23 protein-coding genes and 1 other annotated feature are annotated in these 20,707 nt (G+C 37.3%); of the genes, 10 read left to right on the forward strand and 13 right to left on the reverse strand.

Annotated features, from left to right (window positions below):
* Window positions 1-1,203: a putative glycoside hydrolase gene (locus BKP57_RS03660; RefSeq protein ID WP_050350306.1), complete on the reverse strand. Its 1,203-nt coding sequence runs from the start codon at window positions 1,201-1,203 to the stop codon at window positions 1-3.
* 291 nt (window positions 1,204-1,494) lie between these two features.
* On the opposite strand from BKP57_RS03660, the gene selD reads away from it, so the two are divergent.
* The 3 genes from selD (at window position 1,495) to trpS (ending at window position 5,005) form a co-directional block, all read left to right on the forward strand.
* Entirely contained in the window at window positions 1,495-2,544 is a 1,050-nt protein-coding gene (selD, locus tag BKP57_RS03665) for a selenide, water dikinase SelD (protein ID WP_050350305.1), read from the forward strand.
* Between the two features lie 20 nt (window positions 2,545-2,564).
* On the forward strand, window positions 2,565-3,614 hold the full coding sequence (gene mnmH / locus BKP57_RS03670) for a tRNA 2-selenouridine(34) synthase MnmH (protein ID WP_072742364.1): 1,050 nt from the start codon (window positions 2,565-2,567) through the stop codon (window positions 3,612-3,614).
* A 159-nt stretch (window positions 3,615-3,773) separates the two neighbouring features.
* Window positions 3,774-3,951: a binding site (T-box leader), on the forward strand.
* 55 nt (window positions 3,952-4,006) lie between these two features.
* Complete coding sequence (gene trpS, locus BKP57_RS03675) at window positions 4,007-5,005, forward strand: tryptophan--tRNA ligase (protein WP_050350304.1); 999 nt, start codon at window positions 4,007-4,009, stop codon at window positions 5,003-5,005.
* A 511-nt stretch (window positions 5,006-5,516) separates the two neighbouring features.
* Here the strand turns inward: trpS and BKP57_RS03680 are convergent.
* From BKP57_RS03680 to BKP57_RS03705, 6 genes are all read right to left on the reverse strand, one after another.
* On the reverse strand, window positions 5,517-6,272 hold the full coding sequence (locus tag BKP57_RS03680; RefSeq protein WP_050350303.1) for a YjbA family protein: 756 nt from the start codon (window positions 6,270-6,272) through the stop codon (window positions 5,517-5,519).
* 189 nt (window positions 6,273-6,461) lie between these two features.
* Window positions 6,462-6,665, reverse strand: a complete 204-nt coding sequence (locus BKP57_RS03685; RefSeq protein ID WP_050350302.1) for a YuzI family membrane protein — start codon at window positions 6,663-6,665, stop codon at window positions 6,462-6,464.
* A 375-nt stretch (window positions 6,666-7,040) separates the two neighbouring features.
* A complete protein-coding gene (fabF, locus tag BKP57_RS03690) occupies window positions 7,041-8,282 on the reverse strand; it encodes a beta-ketoacyl-ACP synthase II (RefSeq protein WP_050350301.1) in 1,242 nt (413 codons plus the stop codon).
* A gap of 26 nt (window positions 8,283-8,308) precedes the next feature.
* Window positions 8,309-9,250, reverse strand: a complete 942-nt coding sequence (locus BKP57_RS03695; RefSeq protein ID WP_050350300.1) for a beta-ketoacyl-ACP synthase III — start codon at window positions 9,248-9,250, stop codon at window positions 8,309-8,311.
* 104 nt (window positions 9,251-9,354) lie between these two features.
* Window positions 9,355-10,311 carry a BMP family ABC transporter substrate-binding protein gene (locus tag BKP57_RS03700; protein WP_232231316.1) on the reverse strand — a complete coding sequence of 319 codons (957 nt, stop codon included), beginning with the start codon at window positions 10,309-10,311 and terminating at the stop codon, window positions 9,355-9,357.
* 172 nt (window positions 10,312-10,483) lie between these two features.
* Window positions 10,484-11,128, reverse strand: coding sequence for a hypothetical protein (locus BKP57_RS03705; protein WP_050350299.1), 645 nt, complete (start codon window positions 11,126-11,128; stop codon window positions 10,484-10,486).
* Between the two features lie 365 nt (window positions 11,129-11,493).
* Between BKP57_RS03705 and BKP57_RS03710 the strand changes: the two genes are divergently transcribed.
* Window positions 11,494-11,667: a YjzD family protein gene (locus BKP57_RS03710; protein ID WP_072741003.1), complete on the forward strand. Its 174-nt coding sequence runs from the start codon at window positions 11,494-11,496 to the stop codon at window positions 11,665-11,667.
* Window positions 11,668-12,072: 405 nt separating this feature from the next.
* Here the strand turns inward: BKP57_RS03710 and BKP57_RS03715 are convergent, their stop codons facing one another.
* Complete coding sequence (locus tag BKP57_RS03715) at window positions 12,073-12,411, reverse strand: hypothetical protein (RefSeq protein ID WP_050350298.1); 339 nt, start codon at window positions 12,409-12,411, stop codon at window positions 12,073-12,075.
* 276 nt (window positions 12,412-12,687) lie between these two features.
* Here BKP57_RS03715 and BKP57_RS03720 point away from each other — a divergent pair, with 276 nt between their 5' ends.
* Entirely contained in the window at window positions 12,688-13,515 is an 828-nt protein-coding gene (locus BKP57_RS03720; RefSeq protein ID WP_373314159.1) for an undecaprenyl-diphosphate phosphatase, read from the forward strand.
* A gap of 344 nt (window positions 13,516-13,859) precedes the next feature.
* On the opposite strand, the gene BKP57_RS03725 is transcribed toward BKP57_RS03720, so the two are convergent.
* Together BKP57_RS03725 and BKP57_RS03730 are read right to left on the reverse strand one after the other, a co-directional pair.
* Window positions 13,860-14,171 (reverse strand): metal-sulfur cluster assembly factor, encoded by a 312-nt coding sequence (locus tag BKP57_RS03725; RefSeq protein ID WP_050350296.1) that lies wholly within the window; start codon window positions 14,169-14,171, stop codon window positions 13,860-13,862.
* A 308-nt stretch (window positions 14,172-14,479) separates the two neighbouring features.
* Window positions 14,480-15,241 (reverse strand): prolyl oligopeptidase family serine peptidase, encoded by a 762-nt coding sequence (locus BKP57_RS03730; protein WP_050350295.1) that lies wholly within the window; start codon window positions 15,239-15,241, stop codon window positions 14,480-14,482.
* A gap of 305 nt (window positions 15,242-15,546) precedes the next feature.
* Here BKP57_RS03730 and BKP57_RS03735 point away from each other — a divergent pair, with 305 nt between their 5' ends.
* From BKP57_RS03735 to BKP57_RS03740, 3 genes are all read left to right on the forward strand, one after another.
* A complete protein-coding gene (locus BKP57_RS03735) occupies window positions 15,547-16,380 on the forward strand; it encodes a Cof-type HAD-IIB family hydrolase (protein ID WP_050350294.1) in 834 nt (277 codons plus the stop codon).
* A 199-nt stretch (window positions 16,381-16,579) separates the two neighbouring features.
* The gene (locus BKP57_RS22425) at window positions 16,580-16,729 is read left to right on the forward strand and encodes a hypothetical protein (protein ID WP_169770785.1); all 150 of its coding nucleotides are present in this window, start codon (window positions 16,580-16,582) and stop codon (window positions 16,727-16,729) included.
* A 1-nt stretch (window position 16,730) separates the two neighbouring features.
* Complete coding sequence (locus BKP57_RS03740) at window positions 16,731-16,943, forward strand: DUF3813 family protein (RefSeq protein WP_050350293.1); 213 nt, start codon at window positions 16,731-16,733, stop codon at window positions 16,941-16,943.
* A gap of 30 nt (window positions 16,944-16,973) precedes the next feature.
* Here BKP57_RS03740 and BKP57_RS21890 read toward each other — a convergent pair whose 3' ends face one another.
* A complete protein-coding gene (locus BKP57_RS21890; protein WP_156875270.1) occupies window positions 16,974-17,144 on the reverse strand; it encodes a hypothetical protein in 171 nt (56 codons plus the stop codon).
* Window positions 17,145-17,233: 89 nt separating this feature from the next.
* Between BKP57_RS21890 and BKP57_RS03745 the strand changes: the two genes are divergently transcribed.
* The gene (locus BKP57_RS03745) at window positions 17,234-17,497 is read left to right on the forward strand and encodes a NifU N-terminal domain-containing protein (protein WP_050350292.1); all 264 of its coding nucleotides are present in this window, start codon (window positions 17,234-17,236) and stop codon (window positions 17,495-17,497) included.
* 481 nt (window positions 17,498-17,978) lie between these two features.
* Here BKP57_RS03745 and BKP57_RS03750 read toward each other — a convergent pair whose 3' ends face one another.
* Entirely contained in the window at window positions 17,979-18,407 is a 429-nt protein-coding gene (locus BKP57_RS03750; RefSeq protein ID WP_050350291.1) for a hypothetical protein, read from the reverse strand.
* Window positions 18,408-18,428: 21 nt separating this feature from the next.
* Entirely contained in the window at window positions 18,429-19,271 is an 843-nt protein-coding gene (locus tag BKP57_RS03755; protein WP_050350290.1) for a YitT family protein, read from the reverse strand.
* Window positions 19,272-19,697: 426 nt separating this feature from the next.
* Between BKP57_RS03755 and BKP57_RS03760 the strand changes: the two genes are divergently transcribed.
* Entirely contained in the window at window positions 19,698-20,579 is an 882-nt protein-coding gene (locus BKP57_RS03760) for a DegV family protein (RefSeq protein ID WP_050350289.1), read from the forward strand.
* Window positions 20,580-20,707 lie beyond the last annotated feature (128 nt).

The following is a 20,707-nucleotide window of genomic DNA, read 5'->3' on the forward strand; positions in this document are numbered from 1 at the left end:
TTACTCTTTTAATCCAATTGTATAATCAACATTTTCTGTATACGTATTACCAGCATTCCAAAGCAGGAATTCGTTTATTCCATTCTCATACAATGCCTTAATTTGTGCTTCTACTTCAGCTTTTCCGTATTGTTTCGTTGCACCTGAATATAACCATGGTGCTTCAAAGTCCTGTAGCCAAGGTCTTGATAATGGAGGTTCTTCTAATGCTCCCAATACTTTATTTTCTACTTTCGCATATTCTTTCACTAATTTGTATGGCTCTGCGTCTGGATTTTCAATACCAAAATAGGAAGTCCAATGACTCGGATAAATCATCGATGAAATAATATCTACGTTCTCAGATATTTTGGAGAAATTTTGCCCAATTCCTGGTGCCTCTTCAATTGTAGCCGCGTAGCCAAAAATGTCTACAGAGACATCCACATCATAATTGGATAATTCTTCTCGAGCGTATTTCACAAAATCAGTGACTGCTTGGACGCGTTTTTGAACATCATCTAAATCACTGTCCTTATAATCTCCTAAGCTATAATCCAATTCCTTATCTCTTGTTTCAAAACCTTCTGGAAAACGAACATAGTCGAATTGTATTTCTTGAAAGCCCATTTTTGCCGCCATTTTGGCTACTTCTATGTTATATTCCCACACTTCTTTTTGGAAAGGATTAACAAACGCTTCACCTTTACCATTAACCCACACTTGCCCGTTTTTCTTGAATGAAAGTTCAGGACGTTTCTTTGCAAGAACAGAATCTTTAAAGACAACGATCCTAGCAATCGGGTAGATCCCTTTTTCTTCAAGCACCTCCATCATTTTCTCTGGTTCCTTAATATAATCTTGTGCCATATCTTCATATGGAGATCCTTCCTCAGGTGTAAAGGTTAAATGGCCATTATCTTCTTTCACATCAATAACCATCGTGTTTAATTCGGTTTTCTCAATAAGATCAACAAGGGAGTTGAATTTACTTCCTCCTGCAGAATTTCCAGTAACATATATACCACGTACTGCATCTGGATATTCAAACTGATAATCTGACTTATGTACAAACCGTTTCATTTTATCGTCTAACGGCTTAAGACTAAATTCACGCTCTTGATGTAAACTAGCAGTTGTAGTTTCTTCTCCATGTACAATTACAGGAACACTTAGTAATGCAATGCTAATCGCTGAGATTAGTAGATTCCGAGTTTTTTTCATACATATCAATCTCCATTTTAATAATATGATTCTAGTATAAAGGAAAGTATGTCAATTTTGAATGAAAAATATCATTTTATGTTGAAAATGATTACCATTTCCTATATTACTGATTAATTAGAAATAGGGAACGGTAGAAGGAAGCTTCCTCTTTATTAAACGCTAACTAATTACAGTTTGAAACATGAGTATTTTGTCGCGTATTCATATACATAACCGCCCCCTATATGCAAAATTAAAAAGTTTGTTCTATAATATGGAATAGATATATTAAGAAAGGAAGTCTTCTTTATGACGAAGAATAATGTGAAGCTTACCACACTTACTACCAAAGGAGGTTGTGGCTGTAAAATCGGCCCTGCTGATTTAGCAGACATAATAAAACAGCTCCCTTCGCCCACTCCAAACCGAAACGTCCTTGTCGGTTTAGATACGAGTGATGATGCAGGAGTATATCAAATTAATGAAGATACGGCCATCGTGCAAACAGTAGATTTCTTCACACCCATCGTAGATGATCCATATTCATTTGGACAAATTGCCGCAGCTAACGCCATTAGTGATATTTACGCTATGGGCGGTACACCAATAACGGCATTGAATATCGTTGCTTTCCCAGTCTCCACCTTAGATAAGCAAATTTTAACTGATATACTACGTGGCGCTGGTGATAAATTGGCAGAAGCAGGTGTTGCGTTAGTAGGCGGACATTCCATTGATGACAAGGAACCCAAATTCGGTCTCGCCGTAACCGGGATCGTACATCCTGACAAAGTACGAACAAACAGCGAGGTACAGCCAAATGATAAACTAATCCTGACAAAACCAATTGGTGTAGGTGTCTTAACGACATCGATTAAGCGAAATTTACTTACAGATGCCGAAACCAAGCATGTCACTGAAGTAATGGCTACTTTAAATAAAACAGCCGCTGATATCATGCAGCATTATCATGTTCATGCATGTACAGACGTCACTGGCTTTGGATTGTTGGGACATGCTACCGAAATGGCAGTTGCTAGTGAGATCAGCCTAAATATTTATGACCATCTAGTTCCTAAATTGCCTAGAGTTAAAGAGCTCGCAGCATTAGGCGCGGTCCCTGGGGGAACAAAGAACAATTTTCAACATGTGCAAGGAAAGGTGACTTTTCCAAATAGCATGGACCAAATAGATCAATGGATTTTATGTGATGCTGTTACCTCTGGCGGTCTGCTAATGGCTGTAGGAGACGACGAGGCAGATCAGTTGCTTGCTAATTTACAAACAGCTGGTATACCCGCTGCAATTATTGGCGAGGCTACAGAAGATACGAAGGCGCATATTTACGTACAGGAGTAATGGAAAGAGGTGGCAAAACATTGTTTCAAGATATGACTATCGAAGAATTACGGTCAATCATGCGAACAGAGAAACTAGCGCTTATTGACGTACGATCTCCTTCCGAGTATAACAACGCCACTATTCCCGGTAGTATTAATATTCCATTTTTTAACGATGTAGAAAGAGCAGAGATTGGTACATTATATAAGCAAGTGAGCCCGGAAACTGCTAAGGAACGAGGATTACAAATTATTTCTGCCAAGCTCCCCGATTTTGTAAAGCGTTTTTCTAAGATAGAAGGTAAAAAGGTGGTGTTTTGTTGGCGTGGCGGTATGCGCAGTAAAACATCGGCTACTGTTTTAGATTTAATGGGGATTCATGTTCATCGCTTGAAAGGCGGCTACCGCTGCTATCGGAATTGGGTTGTGCAAACGATGGAAAACCTAGAGTGGAATGCCAAGGCATTGGTGCTAAATGGCCATACAGGCTCAGGGAAAACAAAAATGCTTAAAAAGTTAGCACAGGAAAATTACCCCGTCATTGATCTGGAAGGAATGGCTAACCACCGTGGTTCCATATTTGGTCAAATTGGCTTACAACCACATAACCAAAAAACATTTGATGCACTGCTTATAGAACAAATTGAATTGTTCAAGCAATCACCTGTTATACTCGTTGAAGGTGAAAGTAAACGAATTGGACGCGTACTGTTACCTGACTTTCTATTAGCAAAGAAAGCACAAGGCATGCAATTTATTATTGAAGTTCCTATTGAACAACGAACGAAGGAAATTATAAATGAATACCAGCCTTGGAAGCACGAAAAAGCATGTCTTGAGGCTTTTAGACGTATAAAGAAGCGGATCCACACACCGATCGCTAAAACCATTGAAGAGGATTTAAAGTTAGGACGTTACGATATTGCTGTTAGGCTATTGCTAGAATATTATTATGACCCTTTATACGACTATACAACGAAACAAATTCCAAATGAGAAAAAAATTATAATTAAAGCAAAGGATATTACCGAGGCGAGGGCCTATCGTTTACTAAAAGAACAGATCGACAGAAGTTATCGCATCGCATAACATCTAGCTTTGACTTTCACGAAAGCTATTTCCAGTTTACAGGAGACAATGTCTTCATTCCATATATATAGTTAAACGACATGTCGAAGCACGATCAAGATATAATCCGTGCTACTTGCAATTTCCAACTAAGATTTATATAATAATAAAAACTCAATATTACTAGCGATGACAAAGATAAAGTACAATTGCCCGCTGATTTTTAGAGAGCTTATGGTTGGTGGAAATAAGCATCAAGGTAAATTGGAATTGGGCTTTCGAGCTAATGAACTTTCAAGTGATTCTACATAAAATGTAGAATAATTAAGGGTGGCACCGCGGTTCAATCGTCCCTATTATAGGGAATGATTGAACTTTTTTGTATGGAAAAAACTAACATAGGAGTGAACAAGATGGCAACGATTTTTTCAGGAATTCAACCTAGTGGTACATTAACATTGGGAAATTACCTTGGGGCACTAAAACACTTTACGGAGCTTCAAGATGACAACACATGTTATTTTTGCATTGTTGACGAACATGCTATTACCGTTCCGCAAGATCGATTAAAACTTCGAAATAACATTCGATCGCTTGCAGCCTTATATTTAGCAGCTGGGATTGATCCAAAAAAATCAATCTTATTTATTCAATCAGAAGTACCTGCCCATACGCAACTTGGATGGATGTTGCAATCGATTAGCTATATGGGGGAATTAGAGCGAATGACGCAATTTAAAGATAAGTCTGCGGATAGAGAAACTGCCATTCCTGCAAACTTATTGACCTATCCTGTCCTGATGGCAGCTGATATTTTATTATATCAAGCAGATATTGTTCCTGTTGGAGAAGATCAAAAGCAACATTTAGAATTAACGAGAAATTTGGCACAACGATTCAACAATAAATATAATGATATCTTTACTGTGCCTGAAGTGAGTATTCCAAAGGTTGGCGCTCGAATTATGTCCTTGCAAAATCCGATAAAGAAAATGAGTAAATCGGACGAAAATGAAAAAGGATTTATATCTATGCTCGATGAACCGAAACGGATTGAAAAGAAAATAAAGAGTGCAGTAACTGATTCAGAAGGAATAGTGAAATACGATAAAGAAAACAAGCCAGGGGTATCTAATCTGTTGTCTATCCATTCCATTTGCTCCGGCGAAACAATCGAAGCACTGGAAGAAAAATATGCAGGAAAAGGTTATGGCGAATTTAAACAAGGGACAGCTAATGCAATAATCGATGTGTTAAAACCAATCCAAGACAAATATTATTCCTTATTGGAATCTGACCAATTGGACACCATTTTAGATGCAGGAGCCGAAAAAGCTTCCATCATTGCTAATCGTACTGTTGTGAAAGCAAAAAAAGCGATGGGCTTAGGAAGAGTAAAAAAGAAAAAATAGCTAGTTCCGGTAGCTAAACAATCCAGCTATTTTTAAGCGTATGAACTTATTCGTTTCGAAAAGTACACGATAGACTTCGTAATTGGCATAAAGTAAGAACTTTAAATCAGTGTGATAGATAAAGGGATTCTTCAATCAGCGGGGTTTTCACTCATCCCCCACGGCTTGTTAGAAGCCCAAGGAAATGACCTAAAGGCCTCAATACGAAACAGGGCATTTAAGTGCTGTTATCTCCCCCTTAGACTTGTTGTTATACTATTTACCCAACTGCCTGAAGTGGGAGTCTTACAGCACTTTAAATACGCGATAAAAATATTCACTGATGGTTAGTACCCCAAACTAAAGGTCTTTGAACAGAATCGGACACTTGACTTGTGGTGGTCCCTTGCTTATCAGTCGGGTTTTACCATGTAAGAGTGGAAGGTCCTCTTAGTGCGCCATTACACGGAGTAGTAATTAAAAAAGCGGGCGAAGCTATATAAACAGTTCACCCGCTTTTTCGTGTACCCCATTACTGTGAGGCATTTTGTTCTTGTCCATTTTCTATTTCCCACATCTTCTCCAAGAAAGGTTGTCCTTTAATGAGCTTGCGGCATAAATCCTCATGTCTATAACTCCATCCTTCTTTTACACCTTCATATAATGCAGTCCAAACTGCATCTTCATCCATAAACCGAATATACGGGTAACGCTTCGGGTCCCATTCAGTTAACCAATAACGTAATTCTTCTAAATGATTCGTTGTTCGCAACTGATCTAACCCTATCATAAGTAATTGTTTCAACTGACGTTCTCTTCTAGTTAACCCGAAAATAAGTTCCGGTGGCATAGATAGCATGTGATATTCTTTCTTATAATTTTTAGCGACATATTTGTACGACTGCACTTTTGCGTTTTTAATCATGTCATAGACAAGTTGTTCCTGTCTAGGAATTAGTCTACTTTTCCGCACCGGAATTCGATATCCAATCGTATCAAATACAAGGGTATTATTCCCATCTGTTATAACACTAGCATATTCGAGAACAGTTCTTTCCTGCCCTTTCCGCATATAAGCACGTTTATAAATCGCGTCTAATAATGGTTTTGGGAGCTCTTGCATATCATTTTCAATATAAAAAAACAATTCCTCTGTTATGTATAACAACGGTACCTGATCTAGTAGTTCAATACCATCCTCTTTACGCCATTCGTGAAAATAACAGACGTTATAGCCATTTTCTTCTCCCTCAAACCAATTTACCCAAACATCATGCATGTATAGCATAAAACAACCCTCACTTTTCAATCTGAACTTAACATACATTATGACCATCAATTGAACAAAATATTCTATATGTAACATGTTAATTTATGATTTTATGATTAAACATACAGGTTAAAGGGCTAGTTTATTTGAAGGATCATAACATAAGGAACTTCAGAAATAAGGATTCTATTACGTTTGTATTTACTATTAATGATTCGGATAACGTTTCAAAGCAATATGCATGAACAACAGCCCTATTGGTAAAAAATAACATTCCACTCTGCTTGTAATAAAGCTTATATATTCTCCCCAAGATAAACCCGCTGGAAGGAAATTCATATATGCAATGATGGTTACTCCGCCCATAATAGAAAAGCCAAAGCCAATTAAAAATAAGAACACATACCCCATTTTCTTCTCTCCTGCCTTGTCCCTTTTTAATAGACTATGCTTGTCCTATTCCATACATGAAAAAAAGCCGATCAAAATAGATCGACTTTTTTAAAAATGTAAAAATAAAGTAGACTCTTACTTCAAGCGTTGGGCGCCATAAAATAAGGTTAAGCGAGAAAAAACAGCATATAAATTCCCGATTCGTTCGGTTTAATAGGATGTGCCACAGAAAACATGGCTCGCGAAAAAAGCATTCTTCTCTTTCAATGACAAGGAAGCCAACAGTAGCGACCTATTGTGCGCAGAAAAAGTGTATGGATAAACACCTCTGCAATCTAGCCTTTAATTTAGTATTCCAAAGAAGACCCTCAGTGATTGAAGTTTCATTTTTTATTAAGCTTGATATTTTTTAAAAACTAATGCAACATTATGCCCACCAAATCCAAGAGAATTAGTTAGTACAACATTTACATTCTGCTTTCTTGCCTTATTTGGGACATAATCTAAATCACAGTCAGGATCGGGAACTTCATAATTAATAGTTGGCGGAATTGTATCTTCTACAATCGCTTTTATAGAAATCACAGACTCTACGCCTCCAGCAGCACCCAATAAGTGACCTGTCATTGATTTTGTTGAAGAAATAGCAACATCATTTGCGTGGTCACCTAACACTGCCTTAATAGCGGCTGTTTCAAATTTATCATTAAGCTCCGTGCTAGTTCCATGTGCATTAATATAATCCACTTCAGTTGACTCAACGGCTGCATCATTTAAAGCCATTTCCATTGCACGTGCTGCACCCTCCCCGTTTTCAGCTGGTGCAGTAATGTGATAAGCATCACCGGTAGCCCCGTAACCGACAATTTCAGCATAAATATGAGCTCCGCGAGCCAATGCTGTTTCTAAATCCTCCAGCACTAAGATACCACAGCCTTCCCCCATCACAAATCCATCGCGATTTTTGTCAAATGGGCGGCTTGCTTTTTTAGGGTTTTCATTTACGGAAAGTGCTCTGGCAGAGGAGAATCCGGCAAATGCCATGTTCGATATAGGCGCTTCGGTTCCGCCAGTAATAATCGCATCGGCATCGCCACGTTGAACAGCTTTAAATGCATCCCCAATAGAGCTTGCTCCAGAAGCGCAAGCAGTCACGGTACAAGAATTTATTCCTTTTGCTCCCAATTGAATAGATACTTGACCTGCAGCCATGTCCGGAATCATCATTGGAACAAAGAATGGGCTGACCCGTTTAGGACCTTTTTCCAATAGCTTTCGATGTTGATCTTCCCATGTTTGCATTCCGCCGATACCACAACCAATCCAAACCCCCACTCGATTTCGATTGCTATCATCAATAGGTAGTGCTGCATCTTCAACCGCCATTTTCGATGCTACAACAGCATATTGTGTAAATAAATCCATTTTACGAACATCTTTTTTATCAATATATGGGCTTGGGTCAAAATCTTTCACTTCTGCAGCTACTTTAGCAGGAAATTGTTCTTTATCCACTTTCGTCACAAAATCAATCCCTGATTTCCCAAAAATCAAACTTTCCCACATGTCGTTAACGTTATTTCCAACTGGTGTAACTGCACCAAGTCCTGTAATTACTACTCTTCTTTGCTTCATATGGTTTTCCTCCTAGTTCCATACAGTTATCTTCCCCATCGTATTGCCAAGGCTCCCCACGTTAAACCCCCGCCAAAGCCAACTAAAACGATCAAGTCACCGTCTTTTATTTTACCATCTAAGACAGATTCCGACAAAGCTATTGGGATCGAGGCTGCAGAGTTATTTCCATACTTTTTAATGGTTTTAGCCATCTTCTCTTCGGAAATTCCTAAACGCTGACGAGCAGCTTCCATAATACGAATATTTGCTTGATGTGGAACTAAGTAATCGACATCATCTTCATCATATCCCGCAGCTTTAATAACATTTACAGACGATTCTGGCATTTGTCTAACAGCAAATTTAAACACTTCACGTCCATTCATATATAAATAGCCAGTATCTTTCTCTTGCCTTAACTCTTTTCCCCCTGCTCCGTTAGCTCCTAATTCAAACGCAAGAATCCCTTTCCCAGCAGATACCTGCCCTATGACGGCAGCACCCGCACCATCACCAAATAACACACATGTACTGCGATCAGACCAATCGGTGATTTTTGACAATTTTTCTACCCCGACGACTAAGACATGTTTATATGTGTTTGTTTCAATAAATTGCTTTGCCGTTACCATTCCATACATAAATCCGGAACATGCAGCGCTTATATCCATAGCTGCTGCTTTTTTCGCACCTAAACGGTCCTGAATGATACAGGCAACAGAAGGAAACGGTGTATCAGGGGTTACTGTTGCGACTAAAATAAGATCTATATTTTCAGGGGCCAGATTCGCATTTTTCATGGCTTTTTCTGCTGCTAAATACGCCATATCTGAGGTATCCATATCTTCTCCTGCTATTCTTCGTTCTTCTATACCTGTTCTCGTACGAATCCATTCATCATTTGTATCAACGATCTTTTCTAAGTCATGATTTGTAACGACTTTTTCAGGCACGTAATGTCCTAAACCCAAAACACCAACATCCATTTTTCCATCTCCTTAACATTCATGAGTTATTATCTATTATTATTACTTGGTACTAATTTTAATGTATCACTTTATTTTTTGCAAGCTGAAGCTTTGCAGTTAGACTACAATTGAGGGAATAAGCCAGTCTCTGTATAGTGTTCAATTGCCTGATTCATTTCATATTGATAAGAGACAGGTACTTCATCATTGAAAGGCGCTAGAGAAACAACCCCATCCTGAAAATCGACTGTTTTCAATTCTCCAGTTAAATTGCCTTCATTCATTTGTTCAGCCACATAATGGTAAAGCTCGTCTACATGTTGAACAGTCGAAGTTAGAACAACATCCTCTGCTAATTCAGATTGGTCTGTCATATATCCAATTGCGTAAACATCATCTTTTTCTGCTTGTTTAATTATTTCTTTACTGAAGGCATCACCTATCGGGTAAAAAACATCAGCACCACCAAGTTTCATTTGCTGATAGACGTCGTTTGCTGTTTGTGTATCATTCCAATCATTTAAAAAAGCCAATTCCACTTCTACTTCTGGATTTGCGTTTTTAACCCCTTCAAAGAAGCCCTCAATTTCTGGTTGCCATTCATAAGCCGCAACAATCCCTACTTTATTTGTAGCAGTCATTTTTCCAGATAACATACCTGCAAAATAACCCGCCGCATGCGTATCGAATGTAAAACTGGTTACATTTTCTGCTGCATAAGATCCATTAAAATAAACAAAGTGAATATGCGTATAATTTTCAGCAATATCTGCAAAGTATTTTCCATAATGCGAATTGTGCCCAAAAATAAGGTTTACTCCTTTATTTGAAAATTCCTCTACTGCTTCGATAATCTCTTTTTCCGTTACAATTTTTTCTTTATAGAACACATCAATACCAAACTTTTCTCCTAATGAAACAAGACCTTGGTAACCTTTTTCATTCCATACTTGATCAGAGATGTTTTCACTTAAAAGCATGCCTACATTCTGTAATTGTTTTTGAGCTGGGGAAGAACTGCAACTACTTAATATACTTAGCATCATCAACACGCTGACAACTGCAAGAAAAATTCGCAATTTGGAGCACTCCTGTCTATTAACGTTGTATAAACGAAGTAATTGATTCAGCATATGCGGCAAATCAAAGCCATTTTTTCGGGTTAGTTAAAATGTGCATAGCGCGTCCAATAAGCAATAGCAAAATAAGAACAATCGCTTAGGCGCTTTATGGTTTCAGTGTATAGTAACTTTAATCATTACGTAACCGATAATTTTGATAGTGCTGAATGACCTGTTTCACTTTATCTTCTTTAGGTCTATTGTCCTGAATTCCCACCAATTTATCAAGGTTTATTTTTTTTACAGTGCGGTTGATATGATGTAAATCCGTTGTACTTAACCAGTTAATAAAACGTGCGACAAAATCCTGAATATAAGTTGCATGTTGATTAAAATTATCGGATGAAAAGGAAATAAATTCTCCTTGAAAATACATACCGCTTTCTGTCATTGGCATCCATTCACCAAATAAAAGCGGTAATTCAATATATAATTCATTTGAACTTGTAAGGTGATTTACCGTGCTTGGATGTGCGAGAGTCATAAAAAGCCCTGATGAAAGGTTAGCATTTATGTTCATTGTTCCCACCCGAATAATTTGATCATACGGATTATTTTTTTTATCTATAAAAAAAGAGAAATTGCTGTTTCTACCAAAAAAAAGAGTTAATCCATCATCTTTCTTATCGTTTACCAAACCTTCTACTTCCAACCCTTGTTCCAGTAACCCATTAACAATATGAAAGCCAATCCAATGATTACAATTAGCAACTAAAGTAACCAAACCCATCACTCCCTTGTTTATTAAAACTAAATCTTTATTAAAAAATTTCAAGAACTAACCGCCGTCCTATATTAACAGTAAATTAACCAATATACTCCATGGCTCTATTTTTAACAATTATGATAGCGCATTTCGATAAATTGAATTTTCAATCAGTGGGGGTTTTCATTTATCGCCCACTGATTGTTAGTACCGCGAGGGTATGACCTAAAGGCCTCTTACGAATAGGCATTTAGGTATGTTATCTCCTACTTAGACTTGTTGCAGTACAGATTATTCAACTCTTGAAGTGGGAGTCTTCCAGCACCTTATATACGGGATAAATGCAAGTTATGCTTTTTTTTTCATGCATGTTTTGGTAAACTAGAAGAAGAATACTTGTAATCAAAGTTATTGTAAAAAAATGAGGTGTTATCATGCGATACATTGTTACACTTATCTGGGCATGTTTAATAGGGGCTGCTGTATCCTATGTCCTGTCAAGTATGGGAAGTGAACCTTTCAATTTAACAGCAACGATAGGTTTAGCGGTCGTCTTTTTTATTACGATCTCTGTATTAGGCGACGGTATTTTGAAAGAAGATAACTAAAGTGACGAAAGTTCCATAAAGTGAACCTTCAATCAATGGGGGTTTTCTTATCTCCCACTGATTGAAGAAGACCAAAGGCTTAAAACTGGCGTTCTTGAAAAAGAAAAATACTTTTTCTCCGCGTGTGGTATCGCTGGCGTAGCTTTCCTTTTGCTTGAAAATAAACGAACCATTTTTTATAAGGGATCTACAATCGGTGTGGCTGAGTTACCACACCCTTACTTTGTTTGCTTTCCATATGGCATTCATACTTTTCATACATAAACTATTTGTTTAGCTGTTCATAATGCTATATAGAAATAAAGCTTACATATAGCTTTTGGCAACTTATGATGTACCAATGTAAGTAAAGCCCTTGCCTCCTTTTAAGATTTTAGGCAAGGGTTTCGTTTTGGCGAGGTCGATTCAATACCATGGTAAAATACTTAGTGCAGCTAAAGCTGTAAGTGGTAAGATTAACCGTCTAAATCGGTACGGAGGAAATCCATATCCTCCATAGCCGTAACCAGGACCGCCATAACCTGGATATCCATAACCGAATTGTCTGTGGTGGGGATTTTCCCCTTGCTGCATATACGAATGATGTTGTTCATGTGCTTCTAAGGGTACTGCCAAGTATACTGATTCATGATCCAGACCAGTTATAATACCGTCAATACTTGATCCATCTACTAACTCAATAAGCACATACGCATGCATATGATCTTTACAAACGTCGTATATATGTTGATGACTGTGATTCATATTATCTGCCTCCTCACCACTCAGCCTATTCATTTGCCCATGGGTTGGTGACTTGTATCATGATGAATCTTTGCTTGCAAATGCTAATAAATAATAACATTATGCAAACATATCGAATGTTTCAATAAATACCAATCTAGATCCAACTAGGAATGTAATGAATCAATGCTTACAAAACTGTAAGCTTACTGAAAGGAAATTCAATACCTGTATTTTCCATTCGACATTAAACTGACAATAGAACAAACGTAGGGAGAGGATTTTTTCATGGATGCAATAGCTGATCTGAGCATCATTTTAAAATATTTACTACTTGGTTTATTTCAAGGGTTCACGGAACCAATTCCTATCTCATCAAGTGGCCATTTAGTTATGCTTCGAGATATACTGAATCTTCAAGTCGAATTGGCTGGATTGTCATTTGAAATTCTAGTAAATTTCGGCTCACTAATTGCAGTTTTAGTCATTTTTCGTAAAGATTTAATTCGTCTGACAAGAAATGGGCTACGCTATATTTTCCAAAGAGATAGAGACTCTGAAGCAACAGCTGACTTCCAGTTTATTTTATTCTTGATTATAGCGACAATCCCTACTGGGGTCTTAGGTTTTTTATTAGAGGATTATATTAGTGAACAACTAAGTAAACCTATCATCGTTGGTTATACACTGCTGATTACTGGGGCAGCTCTATGGGTGATTCGTAATCTTCACGGGAAGAAAAACGATGGTGACTTAACGATTAAAGATGCCCTTATTGTCGGTGCAGCCCAGGCTGTTTCTTTAATTCCTGGTATTAGCCGTTCTGGTGCAACCATTGTTGCTGCAATGCTTGTCGGTATGAAGCGAGAAACAGCGTTCCGTTTTTCATTTTTACTTTATATTCCAGTTAGCCTTGGAGTTACTATTTTAGGAGTTAGTGATATCGTAAATGATGATAAATTTAGCGCACTATTAATTCCTTATGCCATTGCGTTTTTAGCATCCATCATTGCTTCTTACTTCGCACTTAAATGGTTTGCCAATATTATGGCGAAAGGAAATTTGAAGTATTTTAGTTTTTATTGTTTTATAGTCGGAATACTGGCGATCATCTATTTTTTATAGTGCATGTTTAAAACAGATAAATAAAAAACAGCAAAAAAATGCGAAAACTTATCGGTTTGTGACGCGCAAACTGGTCAGCTTCTAACGAGTTGAAAAATATCGGTAATAGAGCCGTGGTCACTTATCGGAGGGAAAAAGCTCGAAGTTTGCTACAACTTGAGTGCCTATAGTGGATGTGCAAGCTACTTTTTAAAAAGTTATCCACAGTTGTATTATTTCATAGACAATGAAAAAGCAGCCGTCTAGTTAGGACAGCTGCTTTTTCATTTACGTTTACTGATTGCGTTATGCCAAAAGCTAAAAAAGGTTATTCATTGAAACGAGCAGTAATCTTTTCGGTATACTTAATCTGGAATGCCTAACGCAATTTTTGCGTAACGTGACATTCTTTCCTTTCCCCACGGGGGATTCCAAACAATGTTAACTTCTGTCTCTTTAACCTCTGGAATATCTGACAATACATGCTTAACATCCTGCTCGATATGTCCAGCAAGTGGACAGCCCATAGCAGTAAGTGTCATGGTAACTTTGCATAGACCTTCTTCATCTAATTCTACATCATATATTAAACCTAAATTGACGATATCAATGCCTAATTCAGGGTCAATAACATTCTCTAATGCGCCCCATAGGTTTTCTTTTAGAGCTTCATCCATACACTTTTCCTCCTCCAACTTAGTTACTACTATTTAAACATATTTTTGATTAGAATTAAAGAGAATTTGGCTTGTTACAAGTAAACATGCTTACAGCGTTTGCTTAGCTGTACTTTACTTGTCGCTTCACATTTTTATTACGTCGAGTTCCTCTCTTCTTTAGCTAAAATGTTATATTCAGCATATACGCCAAAAAGTTTGGCTAGCGGCAAACAGACTAGTAAAAGCAATCAGTGATGAATACATTTTTAGTTTCTCTATTAACACGTAGCTGGGACAAAAATCTCCTCTACATTGATTACCATCCGTTATAAATGACTTGCAAACCACTTCACTGTCTCCAATGTAGCATACCTTCCTACTTTATGTCCGCGATTAGCTTCTCTTATAAAAACAATATCATCTGGGTTGGAATAGCTTGGAGCGACTTGCTCATAAAAAGAATAAGCATGATGGAATGGTACAATTTCATCCTCTTCTCCATGCCAAAAAAGCAATGGACGCTGGTTTAGTTTTTCTGGTTGCTTTGACAAATCATAGTTAGTTAGTTGGTCCAATAAATCTGATATTACTTCTTGCTTGAGAGGGAGATCGCCAATTTTTTTAAATTCGTCCAAAATAGCTTTAGCAAATGTTGTAATTTTAGGTGTACCCATTAATATCGCTGCTGCTTTAATCCAGTCATATTGTGTCATTGCAGCAGAGGTAGTTATTCCACCCATACTCGTCCCAGCTACACCAAAACGATCATCTAATAATAACCCAGATTCATCCACATAATCTTTTACATATTGCAATTCAATAACATTTTGCATTACAATATCCCAAAAGGACAACTGCCTTTTATTAACCGAAATCCCATTTTCTCTGGCACCATGATATTTACTATCGGGCAAAATAACGCGATACCCTTGTTGTGCAAGCAAGTAGGCTAACGGTAAATTATGCTCCTTTGCACTTGTAAAACCGTGAAAATAGGTAATTACGGGTAAAGCAATTCCTTCTTTTTTTGTATCAACTACGATTAAGCTTGGAATGGTCTTGATTTCTGCTTCATAAACTCCTATCATGCTACAGTCCCCTTATGTACGTATTGTATGCTTTTCATTCTACTATCCAATAGAATAGCTATCAACTTTTTAAGCTATGCTGCAGTTACATCTAGCGATTTTTTATTTTAAGGTTTAAATGTCCTACGTTGGTAAAACTTCTACGCTCATAAATCAGCTTGATAAGCAATTTCCCATCTAAAATACATAACAAAATCCATTCCTATAACCAAGCTTGTTATTACCCATTAAGATGTTAGAACAAGTTTTGCTTTACATCCAGACGTATCAACTATAAACTATGAACAGATGAGGTGATTGAAAATATGCAAACAAACAGACATTTAATAGCTTTAGATCTTGATGGGACACTGTTAACGGATAAAAAAGAAATCAGCCCCAAAACGAAACAAGTTGTTTTAAAAGCAATGGCAGAAGGACATATTGTTGTAATTGCTACTGGGAGACCACATCGCGCCAGTATTGGATATTATGAAAATTTAGGTTTGACTACTCCAATGGTCAACTTTAATGGTGCTTTAATTCACCACCCAAGAGATAAAAAATGGGACGCATTACATAGCCCGATGCCGATCCGAACAGCTCATAAAATTATTGGAGCCTGTTATGACCTTAATGTTCGCAATATATTAGCTGAGGTTATGGATGAAGTGTATTTAGATCAATATGACCAAGCGATTATCGATATATTTCATATGACGGCAAATGACCCTCCTTTCACAATAGGGAGCCTTAGAAATAAATTAACGGAAGACCCTACTTCCATTCTGATCCACCCAGATGATGAACATATTTCTACTTTACGACAACATCTCGATGATTTCCATGCTGATCTCATTGAACACCGAAAATGGGGTGCTCCTTGGAATATCATTGAAATTGTCCGAAAGGGAATGAATAAAGCAGTAGGTTTACAGAAAATTGCCCATTATTTTCACATTCCACAAGAGCGAATCATTGCTTTTGGAGATGAAGACAATGATCTTGAGATGATCGACTATGCTGGAGTTGGTGTTGCGATGGACAATGCTATTGATGAACTAAAGGCAGTGAGTAAATATGTTACAGATTCCAATGAAGCAGATGGGATTGCGAATTTCCTTCAAACCTATTTAAAGCTTGATGAAATCGCGCATTAATATCCAGTTATTCCCATCTATAACATACTTCGAATAAGACCATACTAATGGTGAGCGCAATGAATGTGCTCACCTTTTTACTTCCCGAGTGTAGCTGTACCCTTTTGATGGCCATCTATGAACGCTAGACAAAGCTATGTCTTGGATCATGATTTTTCGAGATAATGTGCATATCCCTATGCACGAAGGAGGAAACATCGTGAGTAAAGCAAGCAAATCAAAGCGTTTTACCCAACAAAGTGTAGATGCTGTAAAAAAGCATGATGAACGCTTCCCATACCGAAGCAGATTCTCTGAGGCACAAAGAAAGCAAGAAGATGCCGCTAACCATACAGTAGGAGGGTTCTAGGTTGGAAAACAATAATAACAATAACAATTTGTTTCAACAAGCAAGAAACGCTGTAATGAATTTTATGAATCAGCAAAATAGTGCTTCTAATGCCCAAGACAAGCAGGCAGCACAAAATGCGATCCAAGCTGCTTATCAGGACGCGACTCCTGAAGAAAAGCAGCAATTACAGCAATTGGAGAATCAATTAAGGCAACAAAATCAAATACAGTAACCTCTGCATCCATCATGCTGTATCTGGTTTTTAAAGACAATAGAAAGCCCCTATCCGTTGATAGGGGCTTTCTGTAAATTTAAACCAATTACTTTTTAAGAAAATTACCCCTTCTGCCCCGCCCTGACAAGATGAAACCTTTATCTCTATTGCTTCGTTATCTTCACAAAGAGCACCATAACCTATTTTATCTTTTTTCAATTAAGTATACGAAACGACAAAATACTTTTTAATCCTACTTATATCTGCTAATATTGAAATTAAGTATGATGATGTAGGAGGGATGACGTATGGGAATTCGAGCTGAAGCCACCCCAAATCCGAATGCTATGAAATTTACAACGGATAAAATAATTTTCGAAGGTACGAACAGTATATCCGTAATGCCTGGTGATACGAGCGAATACGCAATTTTAAATGATCTGATGAAAGTAGAAGGTGTAGACAATGTTTTCGGCTATCAAAACTTTATTACCGTGAACAAGCAATTTGATACCGAGTGGGATCATCTAATTCCAAGGGTTACAGAAGTTATTGAAAAACATGGGTTTTAAGCACTAATCCACAGAGTATAAAAGCAGGCCAGCAAATCATTATAGCTGGCCTTTTCCCATAATATAAAGTGAATTCTCAAACAGTGGGGTTTTCATTCATCCCCTACTGATTGTTAGTACCGTAATGGGATGACTAAAGCCTCTGAACGAAACCGTGCATTTAGGTGCTGTTATCTCCCACTTAGACTTGTTGCAGTACAAATCATCTAACTCCTGAGTCTTACAGCAACTTATATAGGGGATAAAAATATTTTATCTCTTGCGTGCAACTGGCAATAAAACTTGCCCTTCAATCTTGTAAGGAGATACCCAGTAGAATGTGAAGGAGATTAAACATTTCAACTGCAATTCAAATACTGTTAGACACTCTTAGGTTATATCCCTAGGTACTAACAATCAAAAAAGAAAAGCCCGACTGTTAAAGTTTCACCTTTATCCAGTAAATGTCCTATAGCAGATCAAAAATAAACCCGCACATTGATTATTTGTTCTCAACATCCACCGGAAAGTAATTCGTATTAATTGGTTCATCTTTATCAGTCTTTCCATATAGAGCGAGAACAGGAGGTTCCTCCGCAGTCAGTGTTTGCTTTGGCAAAGCAACTTCTAAAGTGAACGCCTTCCACCTGCTTGCATTTTCCTTGAGAGATAATTTTGCCTCTTTATTTAGCGGTTCTCCTCCATGATCCAGCCTATAATAAACATTTGTATCTGTTGCCATTGCTTCTCCTTGTAAAATCACAATTCCATCTATTACTTCCATATCTACATTGCGAAAGCTAACGGCACTCGTCTGTTGTTCTCTTACTGATGAATCCTCTTCTCGTGTCGAAGCCTCCTTAGCTTCCTCCCCACTACAGCCAATTAATAGCCCTGCTGTAAGTATGAAAATAAAACTTTTCTTCCACATGGTCCCTTCCCCTTCTTTTCTTTAATCTCTGCGGAAAAATCCAAAAATACCTGTCGTTTGGACAATATTTGTAAATGCATGAGGGTCTACCTCGTTAATAATCCGTTCTAAATCAAATAATTCATAACGTGTGATAACTAAATACAGCATGTCCTTATCTGTTTTCGTATAAGCCCCTTTGGCAGGCAGAATTGTAATTCCACGTACCATTTTTTTGTGGATAGCAGCTTGAAGCTCATCTGCTTTTCGGGTAATAATCATAGCTGTAACCTTCTCATGACGTGTATGAATAGCATCGATAACACGTGTAGTTACATATAATGTTAGCAATGTATATAATGCATTTTCTGGTTCATAAAGTATCCCAGCAAATGCTATAATAACAGCGTTTAACATTAAAAAGTACGTACCTATTGGCTTGTCCTTCATTCTTGAAAGGACCATAGCAACAATGTCCATTCCACCAGTAGATGCACCGACCTTAAGGGTGATACCAATCCCAGTTCCGCCGATAACCCCACCAAAAACAGCATTTAAAATAATGTCTTCCGATATTTCAATCATAGGAATAAATTCTAAAAAAAGCGTTGTGCATAATACAGAAATAACACTATACACTGTAAACCCTTTTCCGACCTTAAACCAGCCTAATATAGCAACAGGGATATTAAATAAAGCTAATAAGATGCCTGTACTAACCCCTATGCCAATAAAATCATTAAAGACACTGGATACTAATTGGGCAGCACCTGTAAAACCACTCGCATAGACATTTGCTCCAATTAAGAAAAAGTTTAAAGATATCGCATTCAGCAATGCCCCAAAGATAACTACTGCAATACGTTTTGCTTCAAATATGAACATAACTGCCTCCTTCTCTGGTCATAGATTAAGTTTGGTTAGCAGAAAAATTGTAGTGAGAACAGAAGCTCGCTTGTGAATATCAACTTCTAAACCAAAAACCTATACGTAACCAAGTAGCAAATTTTTAAGTTCGTTCTCTCTAATAAGATGAACAGTTTATCTTACACTCCAGATAAATACTATATTTGCATTTGTTCAAAACATCAAATATTTGCCAATAATTTTCTCTCCAATCATTTATCTCAATTCTTAAGCTTATTTCTATCAATTAGTTATTTTGAGTATCAGCTTATAAAAGCATTCTGCATACCACTTTTATCACACTTGCAAGAATATTATCAAAATTAAACATTCCTTTTTTTTGACTATCTACGTGAACAATTATAAACTAAAAGAAAGATTACTTAATGAAATGTAGGTGAAACAATGAATATAAAAATACTTGCAGATTCCGCTTGTGATTTATCAATGGACTATTATAACGAATTTGATATAGAAATGGCACCATTAACCGTCCATCTTGATGATAAAGATTATGAAGACGGAAAGTCAATTGATCCTAAAACAGTTTATCACGCTATGCGGAATGGGAAAACCCCAAAAACGTCGCAAGCTTCGCCTCGACACTTTAAAGCTATATTTACTTCCTATGCTGAGGCTAATCAACCTTTAGTTTATCTTGCTTTTTCTTCACAATTATCAGGTACATATCAAACAGCAAAAATGATCGAGCAAGAAGTGAAGGAAATTTATCCCGAAGCACCTATTCATGTAATCGATACGAAATGTGCTTCTTTAGGTTGCGGACTTGTAGTTCTCCACGCAGCTAAACTTGCAAAACAAGGAGCAGACTTAGAAACAATTATTAACTCTAGTCGCGCTTGTGCATTAAATATGGAGCATATTTTTACCGTAGATGATCTAGAATATCTTTATCGAGGCGGACGTGTAAGTAGGACAGCAGCATTTGTTGGTTCCCTTCTTAAAATCAAGCCCATTCTTCATGTAGAAGATGGGAAGTTGATCCCATTGGAAAAAATCCGCGGTTCAAAAAAACTGTTCCATCGCATGTTGGAAATTATGGAAGAACGTGGAGACGACTTATCCAATCAAACCATTGCGATCTCTCACGGGGATGATGCTGAAAGAGCTGAACAACTTGCTTCGATGATTAAGGAAAAATTTCATGTTAAAGAAGTTATTATCGATATGGTTGGATCGGCTATTGGCTCCCATTCAGGACCAGGAACTATTGCACTTTTCTTTTTAAATAATACTAATTTCCAACAGCCTGTTCAAGAAGAATAAGCACTTTTTCATTAGTTATAACATATATTTCATAATGTATTACGAATTATTTATTTTTATATTTTATGAAGCTATAGCCCATATGTTGGCTATAGCTTATTTGTTTATGCCCCTCATTTTAGCAGATT

Origin of the sequence: Virgibacillus sp. 6R, assembly GCF_001895305.1 — a bacterium.
GTDB lineage: Bacteria > Bacillota > Bacilli > Bacillales > Amphibacillaceae > Virgibacillus > Virgibacillus pantothenticus.